General features: G+C 72.5%; 15 protein-coding genes. 9 read left to right on the top strand and 6 right to left on the bottom strand.

Annotated features, from left to right (window positions below; genetic code table 11):
• Nucleotides 1-10 precede the first annotated feature (10 nt).
• The 5 genes from HEQ75_RS24410 to rplQ all read left to right on the top strand — a co-directional run bounded on the left by HEQ75_RS24410 (nucleotide 11) and on the right by rplQ (nucleotide 3,280).
• On the top strand, nucleotides 11-673 hold the full coding sequence (locus HEQ75_RS24410) for an adenylate kinase (RefSeq protein WP_168034742.1): 663 nt from the start codon (nucleotides 11-13) through the stop codon (nucleotides 671-673).
• A gap of 219 nt (nucleotides 674-892) precedes the next feature.
• On the top strand, nucleotides 893-1,270 hold the full coding sequence (rpsM, locus tag HEQ75_RS24405; RefSeq protein WP_168034741.1) for a 30S ribosomal protein S13: 378 nt from the start codon (nucleotides 893-895) through the stop codon (nucleotides 1,268-1,270).
• 1 nt (nucleotide 1,271) lies between these two features.
• The gene (rpsK, locus tag HEQ75_RS24400; protein WP_168034740.1) at nucleotides 1,272-1,676 is read left to right on the top strand and encodes a 30S ribosomal protein S11; all 405 of its coding nucleotides are present in this window, start codon (nucleotides 1,272-1,274) and stop codon (nucleotides 1,674-1,676) included.
• A gap of 42 nt (nucleotides 1,677-1,718) precedes the next feature.
• Entirely contained in the window at nucleotides 1,719-2,732 is a 1,014-nt protein-coding gene (locus tag HEQ75_RS24395; protein ID WP_168034739.1) for a DNA-directed RNA polymerase subunit alpha, read from the top strand.
• Between the two features lie 122 nt (nucleotides 2,733-2,854).
• On the top strand, nucleotides 2,855-3,280 hold the full coding sequence (rplQ, locus tag HEQ75_RS24390) for a 50S ribosomal protein L17 (protein WP_168034738.1): 426 nt from the start codon (nucleotides 2,855-2,857) through the stop codon (nucleotides 3,278-3,280).
• A 136-nt stretch (nucleotides 3,281-3,416) separates the two neighbouring features.
• Here the strand turns inward: rplQ and HEQ75_RS24385 are convergent, their stop codons facing one another.
• Genes HEQ75_RS24385 through HEQ75_RS24375 form a run of 3 tightly spaced genes read right to left on the bottom strand, consistent with a single transcriptional unit; the run spans nucleotide 3,417 to nucleotide 6,297 of the window.
• Entirely contained in the window at nucleotides 3,417-4,289 is an 873-nt protein-coding gene (locus tag HEQ75_RS24385) for a DMT family transporter (protein ID WP_209318757.1), read from the bottom strand.
• Entirely contained in the window at nucleotides 4,286-5,254 is a 969-nt protein-coding gene (locus HEQ75_RS24380) for a Bug family tripartite tricarboxylate transporter substrate binding protein (protein WP_168034737.1), read from the bottom strand. The genes HEQ75_RS24385 and HEQ75_RS24380 overlap by 4 nt, the downstream gene beginning before the upstream one ends.
• A 56-nt stretch (nucleotides 5,255-5,310) precedes the next feature.
• Nucleotides 5,311-6,297: a Bug family tripartite tricarboxylate transporter substrate binding protein gene (locus HEQ75_RS24375; protein ID WP_168034736.1), complete on the bottom strand. Its 987-nt coding sequence runs from the start codon at nucleotides 6,295-6,297 to the stop codon at nucleotides 5,311-5,313.
• A gap of 82 nt (nucleotides 6,298-6,379) precedes the next feature.
• Between HEQ75_RS24375 and HEQ75_RS24370 the strand changes: the two genes are divergently transcribed.
• Together HEQ75_RS24370 and HEQ75_RS24365 are read left to right on the top strand one after the other, a co-directional pair.
• Nucleotides 6,380-7,708 carry a replication-associated recombination protein A gene (locus tag HEQ75_RS24370; RefSeq protein WP_168034735.1) on the top strand — a complete coding sequence of 443 codons (1,329 nt, stop codon included), beginning with the start codon at nucleotides 6,380-6,382 and terminating at the stop codon, nucleotides 7,706-7,708.
• A gap of 67 nt (nucleotides 7,709-7,775) precedes the next feature.
• Nucleotides 7,776-8,129, top strand: coding sequence for a CrcB family protein (locus HEQ75_RS24365; RefSeq protein ID WP_168034734.1), 354 nt, complete (start codon nucleotides 7,776-7,778; stop codon nucleotides 8,127-8,129).
• Between the two features lie 142 nt (nucleotides 8,130-8,271).
• Here the strand turns inward: HEQ75_RS24365 and HEQ75_RS24360 are convergent, their stop codons facing one another.
• The 3 genes from HEQ75_RS24360 to HEQ75_RS24350 form a co-directional block, all read right to left on the bottom strand.
• On the bottom strand, nucleotides 8,272-9,297 hold the full coding sequence (locus HEQ75_RS24360) for an acyl-CoA dehydrogenase family protein (protein ID WP_168034733.1): 1,026 nt from the start codon (nucleotides 9,295-9,297) through the stop codon (nucleotides 8,272-8,274).
• Nucleotides 9,294-10,496, bottom strand: a complete 1,203-nt coding sequence (locus tag HEQ75_RS24355) for a CaiB/BaiF CoA transferase family protein (protein WP_168034732.1) — start codon at nucleotides 10,494-10,496, stop codon at nucleotides 9,294-9,296. Before HEQ75_RS24355 ends, HEQ75_RS24360 begins: the two co-directional genes overlap by 4 nt.
• A gap of 145 nt (nucleotides 10,497-10,641) precedes the next feature.
• The gene (locus HEQ75_RS24350) at nucleotides 10,642-11,817 is read right to left on the bottom strand and encodes an acyl-CoA dehydrogenase family protein (RefSeq protein ID WP_235962105.1); all 1,176 of its coding nucleotides are present in this window, start codon (nucleotides 11,815-11,817) and stop codon (nucleotides 10,642-10,644) included.
• Between the two features lie 81 nt (nucleotides 11,818-11,898).
• Between HEQ75_RS24350 and HEQ75_RS24345 the strand changes: the two genes are divergently transcribed.
• Complete coding sequence (locus HEQ75_RS24345) at nucleotides 11,899-12,879, top strand: RluA family pseudouridine synthase (RefSeq protein ID WP_168034731.1); 981 nt, start codon at nucleotides 11,899-11,901, stop codon at nucleotides 12,877-12,879.
• 47 nt (nucleotides 12,880-12,926) lie between these two features.
• Nucleotides 12,927-15,310, top strand: a 2,384-nt coding sequence (locus HEQ75_RS24340; RefSeq protein WP_168034730.1) for an AsmA family protein, incomplete at its 3' end; no start/stop codon positions are given.

Here is a 15,310-nt window from a genome sequence, read left to right as displayed (position 1 = left end):
GGGGGATTCTGTGCGCCTGATCCTGTTGGGGCCGCCGGGGGCCGGTAAGGGCACCCAGGCCAAGCGGCTCGAGGAACGCTACCGTGTGGTGCAGATCGCCACCGGCGACATGCTGCGTGCCGAGGTGAAGTCCGGCTCCGCCATCGGGCGGGAAGCCAAGGCGATCATGGAGCGTGGCGAGCTGGTGCCGGACAGCATCCTGATCGGGATGCTGGCGGCGCGGGTCCAGGCGCCGGACGTGCAGAACGGCTTCATCCTGGACGGCTTCCCGCGCACCGTGCCGCAGGCGCAGGCGCTGGACGGCATGCTGGCCGAGAACGCCTTGCCGCTGGACCATGTGATCGAGTTGAAGGTGGATGACGCGGCGCTGGTCGAGCGCATCGCTGGCCGCTTCACCTGCGCGAAATGCGGCGAGGGCTATCACGACCGCTTCAAGGCGCCCAGGGTCGCCGGCGTCTGCGACGTCTGCGGCGGCACCGACTTCACCCGGCGGGCCGATGACCGGGCCGAGACGGTGGCGGCGCGGCTTGAGGCCTATCACCGGCAGACCGCGCCGCTGCTGCCGCACTATGCGGCACAGGGTAAGCTGCAGCAGGTGGACGGCATGGCCGAGATGGATGAGGTAACGGGGCAGATCGCCCGGATCCTCGCCCCGGCAGCGCCTGGCGCTTGACTCCCCTGCGGGGGGCGGTGTAGCACCCGCCCCCTGCGGTCCGGGGGTTACTCCGGCCGCTCTTTGCCGTTGCATGCCTGGTCCGCGCTCTACCGCCTTGGCGGAGCCCGTGCCTGGCTTGGTTGGTTGGCCTGCGGGCCGGATCTTTGGTTCTCGTGACGGCCCTCGGGCTGGCTCGGTTTTGTGGCGGCCCCTGGGGCCGATGAGGAGAGAGGCACCGTGGCGCGCATCGCCGGCGTGAACATCCCAACCAACAAGCGGGTGCTTATCTCGCTCCGCTACATCTATGGCATCGGTCCGCAGAACGCGAAGGTGATCTGCGAGCAGCTCGGCATCCCCGAGGATCGCCGCGTGAACCAGATGACGGACGATGAGATCCTGCGCGTGCGCGAGCTGATCGACCGGGAATACCGCGTCGAAGGCGACCTGCGTCGTGAAGAGGCGATGAACAAGAAGCGGCTGATGGACATGGCCTGCTACCGCGGCCTGCGTCACCGCAAGGGCCTGCCGGTTCGTGGCCAGCGCACGCACACCAATGCGCGCACCCGCAAGGGCAAGGCCGTGGCAATCGCCGGCAAGAAGAAGGTGACGAAGTAAGATGGCTCGCGAACCCCGCGCCGGCGCCGGTACCCGGCCCCGCAAGAAGGAACGGAAGAACATCTCTTCCGGCGTGGCGCATGTGCTCGCCTCCTTCAACAACACCGTCGTGACCATCACGGATGCGCAGGGCAACGCCATCGCCTGGTCGTCGGCCGGCAGCCAGGGCTTCAAGGGCAGCCGAAAGAGCACGCCCTACGCCGCCCAGGTCGCCGCCGAGGATGCCGGCAAGAAGGCGCGCGAGCACGGCATGGAGACGCTGGAGATCCAGGTCTCCGGTCCGGGTTCGGGCCGTGAATCGGCGCTGCGCGCGCTGCAGGCCGTCGGCTTCTACGTCACCGCCATCCGCGACGTGACGCCCATTCCGCACAATGGCTGCCGCCCCCGGAAGCGTCGCCGCGTCTGATTGGACGCGGCGGGCGCATCGGTGCAGGCAGGGGAATAGACCGTGATCGAGAAGAACTGGCGTTCGCTGATCGAGACCAAGAAGGACGTCGAGCTCGGCGCCGACCCGACGCGGCTCGCGACGCTGATCGCCGAGCCGCTGGAGCGTGGCTTCGGCATGACGCTGGGCAATGCGCTGCGTCGCATCCTGCTCTCCTCCCTCCAGGGCGCGGCGGTGACGGCCGTGCGGATCGATGGCGCGCTGCATGAATTCAGCAGCCTGCAGGGCGTGCGCGAGGACGTGACGGACATCGTCCTGAACGTGAAGCAGCTGGCCGTGCGCATGCAGGGCGACGGCCCGAAGCGCCTGCAGCTGACCGCGACCGGTCCGGGCGAGGTGACCGCCGGACAGATCCAGACCAGTGGCGACATCGAGATCGCCAATCCGGACCTGGTGATCTGTTCGCTGGATGATGGCGCCAAGCTGTCCATGGAACTGACGGTCGACACCGGCAAGGGCTATGTCCCGGCCAGCGAGAACCGGCCGGAGGATGCGCCGATCGGCCTCATCCCGATCGATGCCATCTACTCCCCGGTGCGCCGCGTGGCCTACCAGGTGCAGCCGACCCGCGTCGGACAGAAGACCGACTATGACAAGCTGGTGCTGACGGTCGAGACCGACGGCACGGTGACGCCGGAGGATGCGGTGGGCATCGCCGCGCGCATCCTGCAGGAGCAGCTGCAGCTCTTCATCAACTTCGAGGAGCCGCGCCAGCGTGTGGTGGAGGAGATCCGCGACGATCTGCCCTTCAACCGCAACCTGCTGCGCAAGGTCGATGAGCTGGAGCTCTCGGTCCGCTCGGCGAACTGCCTGAAGAACGACAACATCGTCTATATCGGCGACCTGGTTCAGAAGACCGAGCAGGAAATGCTCCGGACCCCAAATTTCGGCCGGAAGTCGCTGAACGAGATCAAGGAAGTCCTCGCCTCCATGGGCCTCGGCCTCGGCATCACCGTGCCGGGCTGGCCGCCGGAGAACATCGAGGATCTGGCGAAGAAACTCGAAGAGCCCTTCTGAGGCGCTCTTTGGCGGAGGGGCAGTCACCGCGCGGCTTCGGCCGAGGGTGAGACGGCTCTGCAACAGAAGGACGGGCCGCCCGGGGATGCCGGGCGGTGCGGGATCACTAAGGAACCAGGACCATGCGTCACGGCGTATCCGGCCGTAAGCTCGGCGTCACCAGCAGCCACCGCGTCGCCATGCTGCGCAGCATGGCGACCAGCCTGCTGAAGCACGAGCAGATCTCCACCACGCTGCCCAAGGCGAAGGAGCTGCGCCCCTATGTCGAGCGCATCATCACGCTGGGCAAGCGGGGCGACCTGCATGCGCGCCGCCAGGCCTATGCGCAGATCCGCGACCCGAAGGTGGTGGAGAAGCTGTTCTCCACCATCGCGGAGCGCTACAAGACCCGCGCCGGCGGCTACACCCGCGTGCTGAAGGCGGGCGTGCGCTACGGCGATGCCGCCGACATGGCGGTGATCGAGCTGGTGGAGCGCGACGTGGCCGCCAAGGGCCAGGACAGCGGCCCGCGGCCGGAGACGGTGCCGAGCGAGGCGGACGAGGCGTAACGCCCCATCCGCTCCAGGCCTGCGACACAGGGCGCCGCGAGGCGCCCTTTTTCTTGCCCGCGCCGGGTCCGCCCCCGCCGGCGGGGGCCGCCGGGTCGCGAGGGGCGCGCCGGGCAGGGCGCCCGGCGATCCCGGCTCAACGGCGCCGTGCGGCCCGCAATTCCAGCCGTGTCAGCCAGAAGCCGGCGATGATGATGATCGCGACGCCGATGAGCATGGAAGGCTCCGGTACCTCGTCGAAGACCAGCCAGCCGAACAGGATGGCCCAGAGGATCATCGCATACTGCCAGGGCACCACCACGGGCGCCGGCGCGATGGCCAGGGACCGAGTCACGGCCAGGTGCGCCGCCACCCCCACCACGCCCAGCAGCATCAGCAGCCCGGCATCCACCCAGCCCACCGGCACCCAGCCGAAGGGCGCCATCACCAGGCCCAGCAGCAGCGCCGCGCCCATCTGGTAGGTGGCGAGGACCGTCGCGGAGGTGCCGCGCAGCTCCCGCGTCGCCAGCAGGTAGCCCGCATACAGCAGCGTGCCGCCGATCGCGACGAGGGTCGGCAGCAAGCCGTGGTCCAGCCCGGCGCCGAGCGCCACCACCACGCCGACGAAGCCCAGCACCACGGCGGCGAAGCGTGCCCGTTCCAGGCGCTCGCCCAGCAGCAGGGCACTGCCGATCGCCACATAGATCGGGGTGGCCATCCAGAAGGCCATGGTATCCGCCAGCGGCATCAGGGAGACGGCCCAGTAGAAGGCCGTCACCTCCAGCGTGCCGCAGGCAATCCGCACCATCTGGAGGCCCGGCCGCTTCGGCCGCAGCAGCGGCACCGCGCCTTCGCGCGCGATCAGTGGCGCCAGCACCAGCAGGGCCGCGATGCTGCGCAGCACCAGAACCTGCGCCACCGCATAGGTGGCGACCAGCCATTTGCCCAGCACATCGTTCAGCGAGAAACCCAGCACCGCGACCGACATCAGCAGGATGCCGGCCAGGTTGCGGTTCTGCGCGGCGCTCACTCGGCGCGGATATTCGCGTCCCGCACCAGGGCGGCCATGGCGGCGCGGCCCTCGGCGACGAAACGGGCGAAATCCGCGGGGCGGGTGGCCAGCGGCACGCAGCCGATCTGCACCAGGCGCTGGCGGATCGCCGGCACTGCCACCGCCTCCACCAGCGCATCGGACAGCGCCTGCACCACGGCCGGCGGCGTGCTGGCGGGGCCGAACAGCCCGGCCCATTCATTGGATTCGAAGCCGGCGAAGCCGCTCTCGGCGATGGTCGGCACCTCCGGCCGGCTTTCCACCCGCTGCGCCGTGCCCACCGCCAGGAAGCGCGCGCGCCCGGCATCCACCACCGGCCCGGCCGAGACCAGCGTGGTGAAGACCGCGTCGATGGCGCCGGAAGCCAGGTCCTGCGCCGCCGCCGCGCCACCGCGATAGGGCACGTGGATCACCTCGATCCCCGCCCGTTTCGCGAAGGCCACCAGGCCGAGATGCCCGGCGGTGGCGTTGCCCTGGGTGCCGACGGTGATCGCCCCCGGCCGCGCCTTCGCGGCGGCGACGAACTGGGCCAGGCTGGTTGCGGCGAAATCCCGCTTCACCGCGATGGCGGAGGGGAAGGCCACCACCAGGCTGATGGGCGTGAAGGCGGTGGCGTAGTCGAAGGTCAGGCCGCGCAGCAGCGCCGGGTTCACGAGGTGGGAGGAGGCATCCCACAGGAAGCTGTGGCCATCCGTGGCCCGGGCGATCTCCGCCCCACCCAGGCTGCCGCTGGCGCCGGTGCGGTTCTCCACCACGAAGTTCTGGCCCAGCCGTTCCGCCATGCGCGGCGTGATCACGCGCGCCGCGCTGTCCGCCGCACCGCCGGCGGAGAAGGGGACGATCAGGCGGATGGAACGGCTGGGCCAGGCGGCCTGCGCCAGGGAGGCGGGCGCCGCCAGGGCGAACGGCGTGGCGGCCAGCAGGGTGCGGCGGGTGGTCGGCATCGCGGGGCGTCTCCGGCATTCGTTATGCCGGCAGATCGCCCCGCCGATGCCGGGCGTCAACCCACCTCGATCTTCGCGTCGCGTACCAGCTGGCCCATCTTCTCCCGCTGCTCGGCGACGTAGCGGGCGAATTCGGCGGGCGGGGAGCCCAGCGGCAGGGCGCCCAGCGTATCGAGCCGCGCCTTCACCGTGGCATCCGCCAGGGCGTGCTTCGCGGCCTCATACAGCCGCTGCGTCGCGGCGGGCGGCAGGCCGGCCGGGGCGTAGAGGCCGTTCCACTCGTTCAGCTCGTAGCCCGGGAAACCCTGCTCCGCCACCGTCGGCACATCCGGCAGGCTGGCGATGCGGCTGGCGGTGCTGACCGCCAGCGGCTTGATCCGCCCGTCGCGGGCCAGCTGGAGGGAGGAGGAGACGGTGCCGAAGACGAAGGTGATGGCGCCGCCGAGCAGGTCCTGCAGCGCCGGCGTGCCGCCGCGATAGGGCACGTGCTGGATATCCAGCCCCGCCCGGTTCAGGAACAGCGCCGCCGCCAGATGCGCCGCGGTGGCATTGCCCGAGGAGCCGTAGGAAAGCGTGCCCTGCCGCCCCTTCGCCCAGGTGACGAATTCGCCCAGCGTGTTGGCCGGCACATCCCGGTTCACCACCAGGATCTGCGGCAGCACCACCACCTGGCTGATCGGCGTGAAGGCGGTGGCATAGTCGAAGGACAGGCTGCGCAGCAGCGAAGGGTTCACCGTATGCGCCAGCGCGTCGATCATGATGGTGTGGCCATCCGGCGCGCTGCGCGCCAGCTCCGCCGCGGCGATCGAACCGCCGGCGCCGGCGCGGTTCTCCACCACCACCGGCTGGCCGAGGAAGGTGCCCATCGGCGTCGCCAGCAGGCGGGAGGTGGTGTCCACGCCGCCACCCGGCGGGTAGGGAGCCAGCAGCCGGATCGGGCGCGTCGGCTGCCAGGCGGCGCCCCCCTGGGCGGCGGCGGCGCGGGTGAGGAAGGGGCTGGCCAGCAGGCCGGCCGCAAGGCTGCGGCGGGTGAGGGTGGTCATCTGCGGTCCTCCGCTGTTGTTGGCCGCACCATGCCGCCCTCGGGCGGTTCCCGCCACCCCGGATCAGTCTAGACTGGTCATGATGAGCAAGCCCCCCGACCTGTTCGGCGGCGCGGAGGCCGCACCGCCTGCCACCCCGCCCGGCCCCCGTCCCCTGGCCGACCGTCTGCGGCCGCGCAGCCTCGCGGCGGTGGTGGGGCAGGACCATCTGGTGGGGGAGGGCGGCAGCGTCACCGGCATGCTGGCCCGCGGCAGCCTGTCCTCCATCATCCTCTGGGGCCCGCCCGGCGTCGGCAAGACCACCATCGCGCGGCTGCTGGCGGAAGCGGCCGGGCTGTCCTTCGTGGCGCTGTCGGCGGTGTTTTCCGGCGTCGCCGACCTCAAGCGGGCCTTCGACGAGGCCCGCGCCCGGCGGTCCAACGGCCGTGGCACGCTGCTGTTCGTGGACGAGATCCACCGCTTCAACCGCGCCCAGCAGGACGGTTTCCTGCCGGTGGTGGAGGATGGCACCGTCACGTTGGTCGGCGCGACGACGGAAAACCCCTCCTTCGCCCTGAACGGCGCGCTGCTGTCGCGCTGCCAGGTGCTGGTGCTGAAGCGGCTGGACGAGGCGGCGCTGGACCGCCTGATGCAGCGCGCCGAGGCCGAGGAAGCCCGCCCCCTGCCGCTGACGCCGGAAGCCCGCGCCGCGCTGGCCGCCATGGCCGATGGCGATGGCCGCTATCTGCTGAACATGGTGGAGCAGTTGCAGGCCCTGCCGCCGGGCGGCGCGGCGCTGGATGCCACCGGCCTGGCCGCCCTGCTGGCGAAGCGCGCGGCGCTCTACGACAAGGACCGGGAGGAGCATTTCAACCTGATCTCCGCGCTGCACAAATCGCTGCGCGGCTCGGATCCCGATGCGGCACTCTACTGGTTCGCGCGGATGCTGACCGGCGGCGAGGACCCCCGCTACATCGCCCGCCGCCTGCTGCGTTTCGCCAGCGAGGATGTCGGCATGGCCGATCCGCGCGCCCTGCAGATCGCGCTTGCGGGGTGGGAGGCCTATGAGCGGCTGGGCTCGCCGGAGGGCGAATTGGCGCTGGCGCAGGTGGTGGTGCATCTGGGCACCGCCCCGAAATCCAACGCGCTCTATGCCGGCTTCGGCGCGGCGATGCGGGCGGCGAAGGCGACCGGCAGCCTGATGCCGCCGCCCAGCATCCTGAACGCGCCGACGAAGCTGATGAAGGAACTTGGCTACGGCGAGGGCTACGAATACGACCACGACGCGGAGGAAGGATTTTCCGGGGCGGATTACTGGCCACCGGGGATGCCGCGGCAGCGCTTCTACAGCCCGACCGAGCGCGGCGCGGAAGCCGCGGTCGCGGCGCGGCTGGCGGAATGGGACCGGCTGCGGAAGCGGAAGCAGCGGTGAGCCGCGGAGTCCCTCGGGTGCAGGGGGCCTCGCCCCGCCAGGCGGGCCGCGAGCCGGTGGGGCGCCCGTGAGGAACCTCCTCCTCGTCGCGGCGGGCGGCGCGCTCGGCTCCGTGCTGCGCTATGCCCTCTCGCTTCTCGCCGTCGCGCAGTTCGGCATGGGCTTCCCCTGGGGCACGCTGGCGGTGAACGTGCTTGGCAGCGCCGCCATCGGCGCCGCCGCGGCGCTTGGTGTGCAGGGGGAGGCGCGGCTGCTGCTGGTCACCGGCCTGCTGGGCGGCTTCACCACCTTCTCCGCCTTCAGCCTGGAAACCGGGATGCTGTTCGAGCGCCATCCCGGCCTGGCCCTGGCCTATCTGGCGGCGACGCTGACGCTGGGCCTCGGCGGCTACGCGCTGGCCTGGCACCTGTTGCGCCGGTAGCTCGGACCCGATCCCGTGAATGGGACCCTGCGCCCGCCGAAGGCAGGCGAGCGGCCGCGGCGCCAAGGGGTGCGCAGCCAAGCCGGTGGAGGCCGGCATCGGCGATCGAGTCGATGATCGGTCACGATCACCAGGATCTGGTTCACACCTCGTCCCCCGCGCAGGCGGCGTAGCGCGCGCGGTGCAGGGAGGGGCTGCCGAACAGGTTCGCCAGCACCAGCGCCTTCCGCAGATACAGCCCCACATCGTATTCGTCGGTGTAGCCGATGGCGCCGTGCATCTGCACCGCTTCCCGCGTCACCAGCAGCGCCGCCTGCGCCGCCCGGTGCTTGGCGCGGGAGGTGGCGGCGGTGCGCGGCGCGGCCGCCGCGCCGGCATCCAGCGACGCCGCCGCGGCCTCCACGCTGGCGCGCGTCAGGGCGATCTGGATCTTCAGATCCACCGCGCGGTGCTGCAGCGCCTGGAAGCTGCCGATGGCTTTGCCGAATTGGCGGCGCGTGCGCAGGTAGTCCAGCGTCATGGCGAAGGCGCCTTCCGCCACGCCCAGCAGCATCGCCGCCGTGGCCAGCGCCGCCTCGTCCAGGGCGGCTTCCAGCAGCCCCGCCGGCAGCGAGCCGAGACGGGCGCCCGGCGCCGCGCGGAGCGTGCCGAAATGCCCGCCATCCTGCGTCTCGGCGGTCTCCGGCTCGCCCTCGGCCGCGAACAGCGCCAGCCCGTCCGCCTCCCGCAGCGGCAGCAGGAAGCCGGTGGCGCCGGCGGCCATCGGCAGGAACAGCCGCGCCGCGCCGGGCGTGCCGGGCGCGGCCAGCGTATCCGGCGCCTCCTGCCACGCCGTCAGCGGCAGGGTCTCGCCCGCCAGCAGCGGGGCCAGCGCGGTCTCGGCGCCGCAGGCGGCCAGCAGCGTGGCGGAGAGCACGCCCTGCACCAGCGGCTCCGGCACCAGGCCGCGGCCCATCTCCTCCGCCAGCGCCACATATTCCGCCAGGCCAAGGCCGGCCCCGCCGGCCTCCTCCGGCAGGCGCAGGCCGATCCAGCCCATCTCGCCCATCTGCCGCCAGGTGGCAGGGTCGAAGCCCGGCCGGGTGAAGCGCAGGGCGCGGATGCGGGCGAGGTCGCCGCGCGGCGCCACCGCGCCGGCGCTGTCGCGGATCATGGCGATGGCGTTCATGCGACGACCCCCGCCTCCGCCAGCCGCGCCAGCTCTGCCGCATCGGTGCCGAGCCATTCGGACAGCACCTCCGCCGTATGGGCGGCCAGGGCCGGCGGCGGCCGCTCGTAGCGCACCGGCGTTTCCGAGAAGCGCACGGGATTGGCGATGGTGGGCGTGCCGTCCGGCAATTCCGTGAACAGCCCGCGATGGTGGATCTGCGGGTCCTCCGCCACCGCGCCGAAATCATTGATCGGGCCGGAGGAGACGCCGACGGCGTTCAGCGCATCCATCCACGCCCGCGCCCCGCGTTGCAGGAAGGCCGCCTGCAGCAGCGGCAGCAGCACGTCCCGGTTGGCCATGCGCTGCGGGTTGGTGGCGAAGCGCGGATCGGGCGCGATCCCGAGCACCTGGCAAAGCTGGGCAAATTGCCGGTCATTGCCTACCGCCACCATCAGCGGCCGGTCGGCGGTGGAAAACGCCTGCCAGGGTGTGTTGATCTGCGACGCCGTGCCGGCCCGCACCGGCATCCGACCGGAGACCAGATGGTTCATGGCGATATGCGCATGCGCCGCCACCTGCGCGTCCAGCAGCGCCAGGTCGATATGCTGGCCGCGGCCGCTGACGGTGTCCCGGTGGTGCAGCGCCGCCAGGATGGCGATGGTGGCGTACAGCCCGGCATTGATGTCGGAGACGCTGTAGCCCACCACGGCCGGCCCGGCGCCGGCCTCGCCTTCCGCCACGCCGGTCACGCTCATCAGCCCGGACATCGCCTGGAAGATCGGGTCGTAGCCCGGCAGCGCCGCATAGGGGCCGGACTGGCCGAAGCCGGTGATGGAGCAATAGACCAGCCGCGGGTTCACCTCGGCCAGGCTGGCGAAATCCAGCCCGTATTTGCGCAGGCCCCCGGTCTTGAAGTTCTCGATGAAGACATCCGCCTGCGCCGCCATGGCGCGCAGCAGCGCGGCGCCTTCGGGCTTCGCGATGTCCAGCGCGATGGAGCGCTTGTTGCGGTTCATCGCCAGGAAGGAGGAGGTCTCGCCCACCGGCGCGCCATCCTCGCCCGCTTTGCGGAAGCCCATGCGGCGCACATCGTCGCCACTGCCGGGCTGTTCGATCTTCACCACCTCGGCGCCGAAATCGCCAAGCATCTGCGCGCAGAAGGGGCCGGCGAAGACGCGCGTCATGTCCAGCACGCGGATTTTCGGTAGCGCACTCATACCGGCCGCACGAAGGTTTCACCTTCGTGCCCCTCAGGCGCCGGGCGCCGCGCATCCGCGCGGCTTGGCTTCGCGGCACTTGCCGCGGCGCCCATGTGGCCGCTCGGCCCCCCGGGCCGCAGGTCGGGACTTCGTGCGTCGGGTATCATGCGGGAAGGTCCAGAAGGGCGCGGGAGAGCACGTTGCGGAGGATCTCGGAAGAACCGCCGAAGATGGTGGCGGGCCGGGCCAGCAGGAACTGTCCGGCGGGGTGCAGCGCCGGCCCCGGCATCGGGTGCAGCAGCCCGGCCTGTTCGCCGGCCAGTTCCAGCATGGCCTCGCTGATGCGCTGGAACAGCTCGCTGGCGACGATCTTCAGGATGGAGGCATCCGGCCCCAGTGGCTCGCCGCGCTTCAGCGCCGCCACATGGCTTTCGTACAGCGCCTTCAGGTCGGCCAGGTCCAGCCGGAAGCGGGTGATTTGGTCGGCCAGCACCGGGTCCTCCGCCCGCCCCATCGCCACCGCCAGGCGCTGCATCGCGGCCAGGGCGTTGGCGGACAGGCGGGGGGAGCCGATGGCGATGCGCTCGAAGCCGAGCAGCGCCTTGGCGTAGGTCCAGCCCTTGTTGACCTCCCCCACCAGCATGGCTTTCGGCACGCGGACATCGTCGAAGAAGACCTCGCAGAACTCGTCATGCAGGTCGAGGTTCAGGATCGGCCGCACGCTGATGCCCGGGCTGTCCATCGGCAGCAGCAGGAAGGAGATCCCCTCCTGCTTCTTCGCCGCCTTGTCGGTGCGGGCCAGGACGAAGATCCAGTTGGCGTCGTTGGCGAAGGTGATCCAGGTCTTCTGCCCGTTCAGCACGAAATGGTCGCCGTGGTCCGCCGCCTCCAGCCGCAGCGCCGCCAGGTCCGACCCGGCATCGGGCTCGGAATAGCCCTGCGCCCAGATGTCCTCGCCCGAGAGGATGCGTGGCAGGAAGCGCGCCTGCTGTTCGGGGGAGCCATGCTTGATGAGCAGCGGTCCCAGCATCAGCACGCCCATGTCGCTGATGCGCGGCGCGCCGTGGCGCTCCAGCTCCTCGATCAGGATCAGCTGCTTCGCCGCGCCCAGCCCCAGGCCGCCATGCTCGCGTGGCCAGGCCGGGGCCAGCCAGCCCTGGGCGGACAGCTTCAGGTACCAGGGGCGGTTGTCCCGCCAATGCAGGCGGCGCTGCGGGAAGCGCAGATCCTCGGGGCAGTTCGCCTCGATCCAGGCGCGGACATGGGCGCGGAAGGCGGCCTCGTCCAGCGCGTCCAGCTGCGCCGCGCCCATCTGCCCCGTCTCGGGCACCTCGGTCATGCGCGTTCCCCCGTCTTAGGCCAGTTGTCTGACCTTTATTCTGCACCTCGCGCCCTGTCCATCCCGTGCTAAGGCGCGCGCATGACCGTGCAGTTGAAGACAGTCGCCGCCGATGAGGGCGACACCCGGCTCGACCGATGGCTGAAGCGCCATGTTCCCGCGCTGACCCAGGGGGCGGTGCAGAAGATGCTCCGCACCGGGCAGATCCGCGTCGATGGCAAGCGGGCGGAGGCCAATACGAGGCTGCTGCCCGGCCAGGAGATCCGCATCCCCCCGGTGGTGGAAAACCCCAACGCCGCCCTGCCGCGCACGCCGAAGCCGGTGGATGAGCGGGACGCCAAGGCGCTCGCCGCCCTGGTGATCCACAAGGATTCGGATGTGCTGGTGCTGGACAAGCCGCATGGCATGCCGGTGCAGGGCGGGCCGAACATCACCAGGCACCTGGACGGCATGCTGGACGCGCTGCGCTTCGAGGCGGAGGACCGCCCCCGCCTGGTGCACCGGCTGGACCGCGACACCTCCGGCGTGCTGGTGCTGGCGCGCACCGTGGGCGCGGCGTCCAAGCTCGCCGCGGCGTTCCGGGGCCGGGACGTGGAGAAGACCTACTGGGCCGTGGTCCTGGGCGAGCCGACGCCGCCGGCCGGGCGCATCGACATGGCGCTGGTGCGCCAGGGCGGGCCGCGCGGCGAACGCACGGCACCGGCGGAGCCGGGCGATGACGGCGCCTTCGCCATCACCGATTTCCGCACGCTGGACGTGGTGCGCCGCAAGGTGGCCTGGCTGGAGATGAAGCCGCAGACCGGCCGCACCCACCAGCTGCGCGTCCATGCGGCGGAAGCCCTGGGCTGCCCGATCCTGGGCGACGGCAAGTATGGTGGCCAGGCGGCGCATCTCGAGGGCCTGTCCGGCAGCCTGCACCTGCACGCCCGCGCCCTGCGCCTGCCGCACCCGGCCGGTGGCTGGCTGGAGGTGGCGGCCCCGCTGCCGCCGCACATGAAGGAAACCTTCGCCTTCTTCGGCTTCGAGGCGCCGCGACCGCCGAAGGCGCGCCGGGTGAGTTGAACGGTCGCGGCTGATCCGCCCCGGCCGCCGGTGCTAAGCAGGCCAGCATGACAGACCCGCAACCCCGCCGTCGCCGCCGCTGGCCCTGGATCCTGCTCGCCTTGGTGGTGGGCCTGCCTGCCATGGCGCTGAGCGCCGCCCTGCTGCTGCTGGATGCGGAGGCCCTGCGTCCCCGGCTGGTCGCCGCGGTGGAACGCACCACCGGCCGCGCCTTCACGGTGGGGGAGATGCGCCTGGCGCTCTCCCTGGTGCCGACGGTGGAGCTGCGCCAGGTGGCCCTGGCCAACCCGCCGGGCGCCAGCCGCCCGAACATGCTGGTGGCCGAGCGGGTTGCCGTGCAGGCGGAACTGCTGCCGCTGCTGCGCCGCGAATTGCGCATCGCCCGCATTGCCGTGGAACAGGCCGATCTGCTGCTGGAACAGGATGCCGCGGGCCGAGGCAATTGGCAGTTCGCCCGCCCGCCCGCCCGCCCCGGTACCGGCCCCGCCACCCCGGAAGCGGCGCGGGAGAGGCTGGCACTGGACATCGCCGCGCTGACCCTGGCCGACAGCCGCATCGGCTGGCGCCCGCCGGAAGGCCCGGTGGAAACCATGGCGGTGCGGTCCCTGACCGCCGCCGCGCCGCTCGGCCGCGCCATGACCGCGCAGGGGGAGGTGGTGCTGCGCGGCCAGCCGCTGCGGCTGGAGGCGGAGACCGGGCCGCTTTCCGCCATCAATGGCGATGCCGCCTGGCCGGTGCGGGCCAGCCTCGCGCTGGCCGGGGCGCAGGCCACGCTGCAGGGCCAGGTGGAAGGTGCCGCCTGGAACGGCAGGCTGCGGGCGGAAGTGCCGGCGCTGGCCGATCTGGCGCCGCTGCTGCCGGGCATCACCCTGCCGCCGCTGCGCGGCCTGGTCGCCTCCGCCAGCCTGGCGGGGCAGGGCGGGGCGCTGACCGCGCTCGGTGACCTGCGGCTGGTGCTGGGCGAGAGCCCGCTGCCCGGCCGCCCCGGCCTGGTGCTGCGCAGCGCCGAGCTGACGGCGCCGGAGCGCGCCGCACCCGTCACCCTGGCGGCGGCGCTGGTGGTGGAGGGCGAGCCCCTGCGCGTCTCCGGCACCGCCGGCACGCCGGCGCTGCTGCTGGCCGGCGGCGGCGGGCCCTTGCCGCTCGACCTGCGGCTGGAAGGGCAGGGGGCGTCCGGCACGCTGCGCGGTGAGATCGCCCAGCCCCTGGCGCTGCGCGGCATCACGCTGGCGGTGACGGCGCAGGCCGAGGAGGCCGGCCGCTTCGGCCTGCCGCGCGGCGCGGCCCGCATCGCCGGGCAGGTGGCGGCACCCGGGCCGGGAATTGCCGGCGGCGTCCGCGTGACCGGCCTGACCGCCAGCCTGCCGGCCGCCGAGGCGCGGGGCGAGCTGGCCTATGCCCCCGGCCCGGTGCCGCGCGTGACCGGCACGCTGGCCTTCTCGCGGCTCGATCTCGACGCCTTGCGCGCTGCCCTGCCGGCGCCGGCCGCCGGCCCCGCTGCCCCAGCCCCCGCTCCCCCGGCCGCACCTGGCCCGGTGCCGGCGGCGGATCGCCGGGTGATCCCGGCGACGCCGCTGCCGCTGGCGGCCCTGCGCGGCTTCGGCGCTGATCTGCGCCTGTCCGCCCCCAGCGTTACCGCCGGCGGCCAGGCCTGGCGGCAGGTGGCGGCGCATCTGGTGGTGTCGGAAGGCAGCGCGCGGCTCGCCCCGCTCACGGCCCAGACGCCCGCCGGGCCGCTGACGCTGGACCTCTCGGCCGATGCCGGGCAGGCGACGCCGCGCCTGCGGGTGCAGGCACGCTCCCCCGGCCTCGACCTGGCGGCGCTGTTCCGTGCCTTCGGCCGGACGCCGCTGCTGACCGGCCGGGCGCAGCTCGACGCCGACCTCGCCGGCCAGGGCGACGATCTGCGCGCCGCGGCGGCCACCGCCGCCGGCCATCTCGGCCTGGCGCTGGTGGATGGCGCGGTGCCGCGCGCCGCGCTGCGTGCCGTGCCGCCGGACGTCCTCGGCCTGCTGCAGCTCGGCGGCGGCGGCGACATCCCGCTGCGCTGCCTGGCGCTGCGCGCCCCGGCGGAGGGCGGCGTGCTGCGGCTGGCGACGCTGTATGCCGAGGGCGGGCTCGGCCGGCTTGGCGGCACCGGCGCCATCGACCTGCGGGACGAGACCCTGGCGCTGCGGCTGCAGACGGACCTGCGTGCCGGCAGCGTGGCGCTGCGCGCGCCGGTGACGGTGGCCGGGCCCTGGACCGCGCCGCGCATCGGCGTGGCACCCACCGCCGCGGCGGCCGCCGGGCTTGGCGCCTTCCTGTCGCAGCAGCAGACGCCGGACCGCTCGCTGCAGGCGCTGGCCGAGATCCTCGGCGGCGGTGGCCAGCGCGGCGGTGCGGCAACCTCGCTCGGCGAATGCGGCCCGGCGCTGGCGGCGGCGCGCGG

The sequence above is a fragment of the Falsiroseomonas selenitidurans genome, from assembly GCF_012103215.1.
GTDB lineage: Bacteria > Pseudomonadota > Alphaproteobacteria > Acetobacterales > Acetobacteraceae > Falsiroseomonas > Falsiroseomonas selenitidurans.
Note: the sequence above shows the minus strand (reverse complement) of the source record. Positions and strands in the feature narration are given on the sequence as shown.

What these genes read in the sequence shown, in the direction of transcription:
- HEQ75_RS24350 (WP_235962105.1), bottom strand. Translation starts at nt 11,817, where the DNA reads ATGACCGAGGTGCCCGAGACGGGGCAGATGGGCGCGGCGCAGCTGGAC.
- HEQ75_RS24355 (WP_168034732.1), bottom strand. Translation starts at nt 10,496, where the DNA reads ATGAGTGCGCTACCGAAAATCCGCGTGCTGGACATGACGCGCGTCTTC.
- HEQ75_RS24375 (WP_168034736.1), bottom strand. Translation starts at nt 6,297, where the DNA reads ATGACCACCCTCACCCGCCGCAGCCTTGCGGCCGGCCTGCTGGCCAGC.
- HEQ75_RS24370 (WP_168034735.1), top strand. Translation starts at nt 6,380, where the DNA reads ATGAGCAAGCCCCCCGACCTGTTCGGCGGCGCGGAGGCCGCACCGCCT.
- rplQ (WP_168034738.1), top strand. Translation starts at nt 2,855, where the DNA reads ATGCGTCACGGCGTATCCGGCCGTAAGCTCGGCGTCACCAGCAGCCAC.
- HEQ75_RS24380 (WP_168034737.1), bottom strand. Translation starts at nt 5,254, where the DNA reads ATGCCGACCACCCGCCGCACCCTGCTGGCCGCCACGCCGTTCGCCCTG.
- HEQ75_RS24360 (WP_168034733.1), bottom strand. Translation starts at nt 9,297, where the DNA reads ATGAACGCCATCGCCATGATCCGCGACAGCGCCGGCGCGGTGGCGCCG.
- HEQ75_RS24345 (WP_168034731.1), top strand. Translation starts at nt 11,899, where the DNA reads ATGACCGTGCAGTTGAAGACAGTCGCCGCCGATGAGGGCGACACCCGG.
- rpsK (WP_168034740.1), top strand. Translation starts at nt 1,272, where the DNA reads ATGGCTCGCGAACCCCGCGCCGGCGCCGGTACCCGGCCCCGCAAGAAG.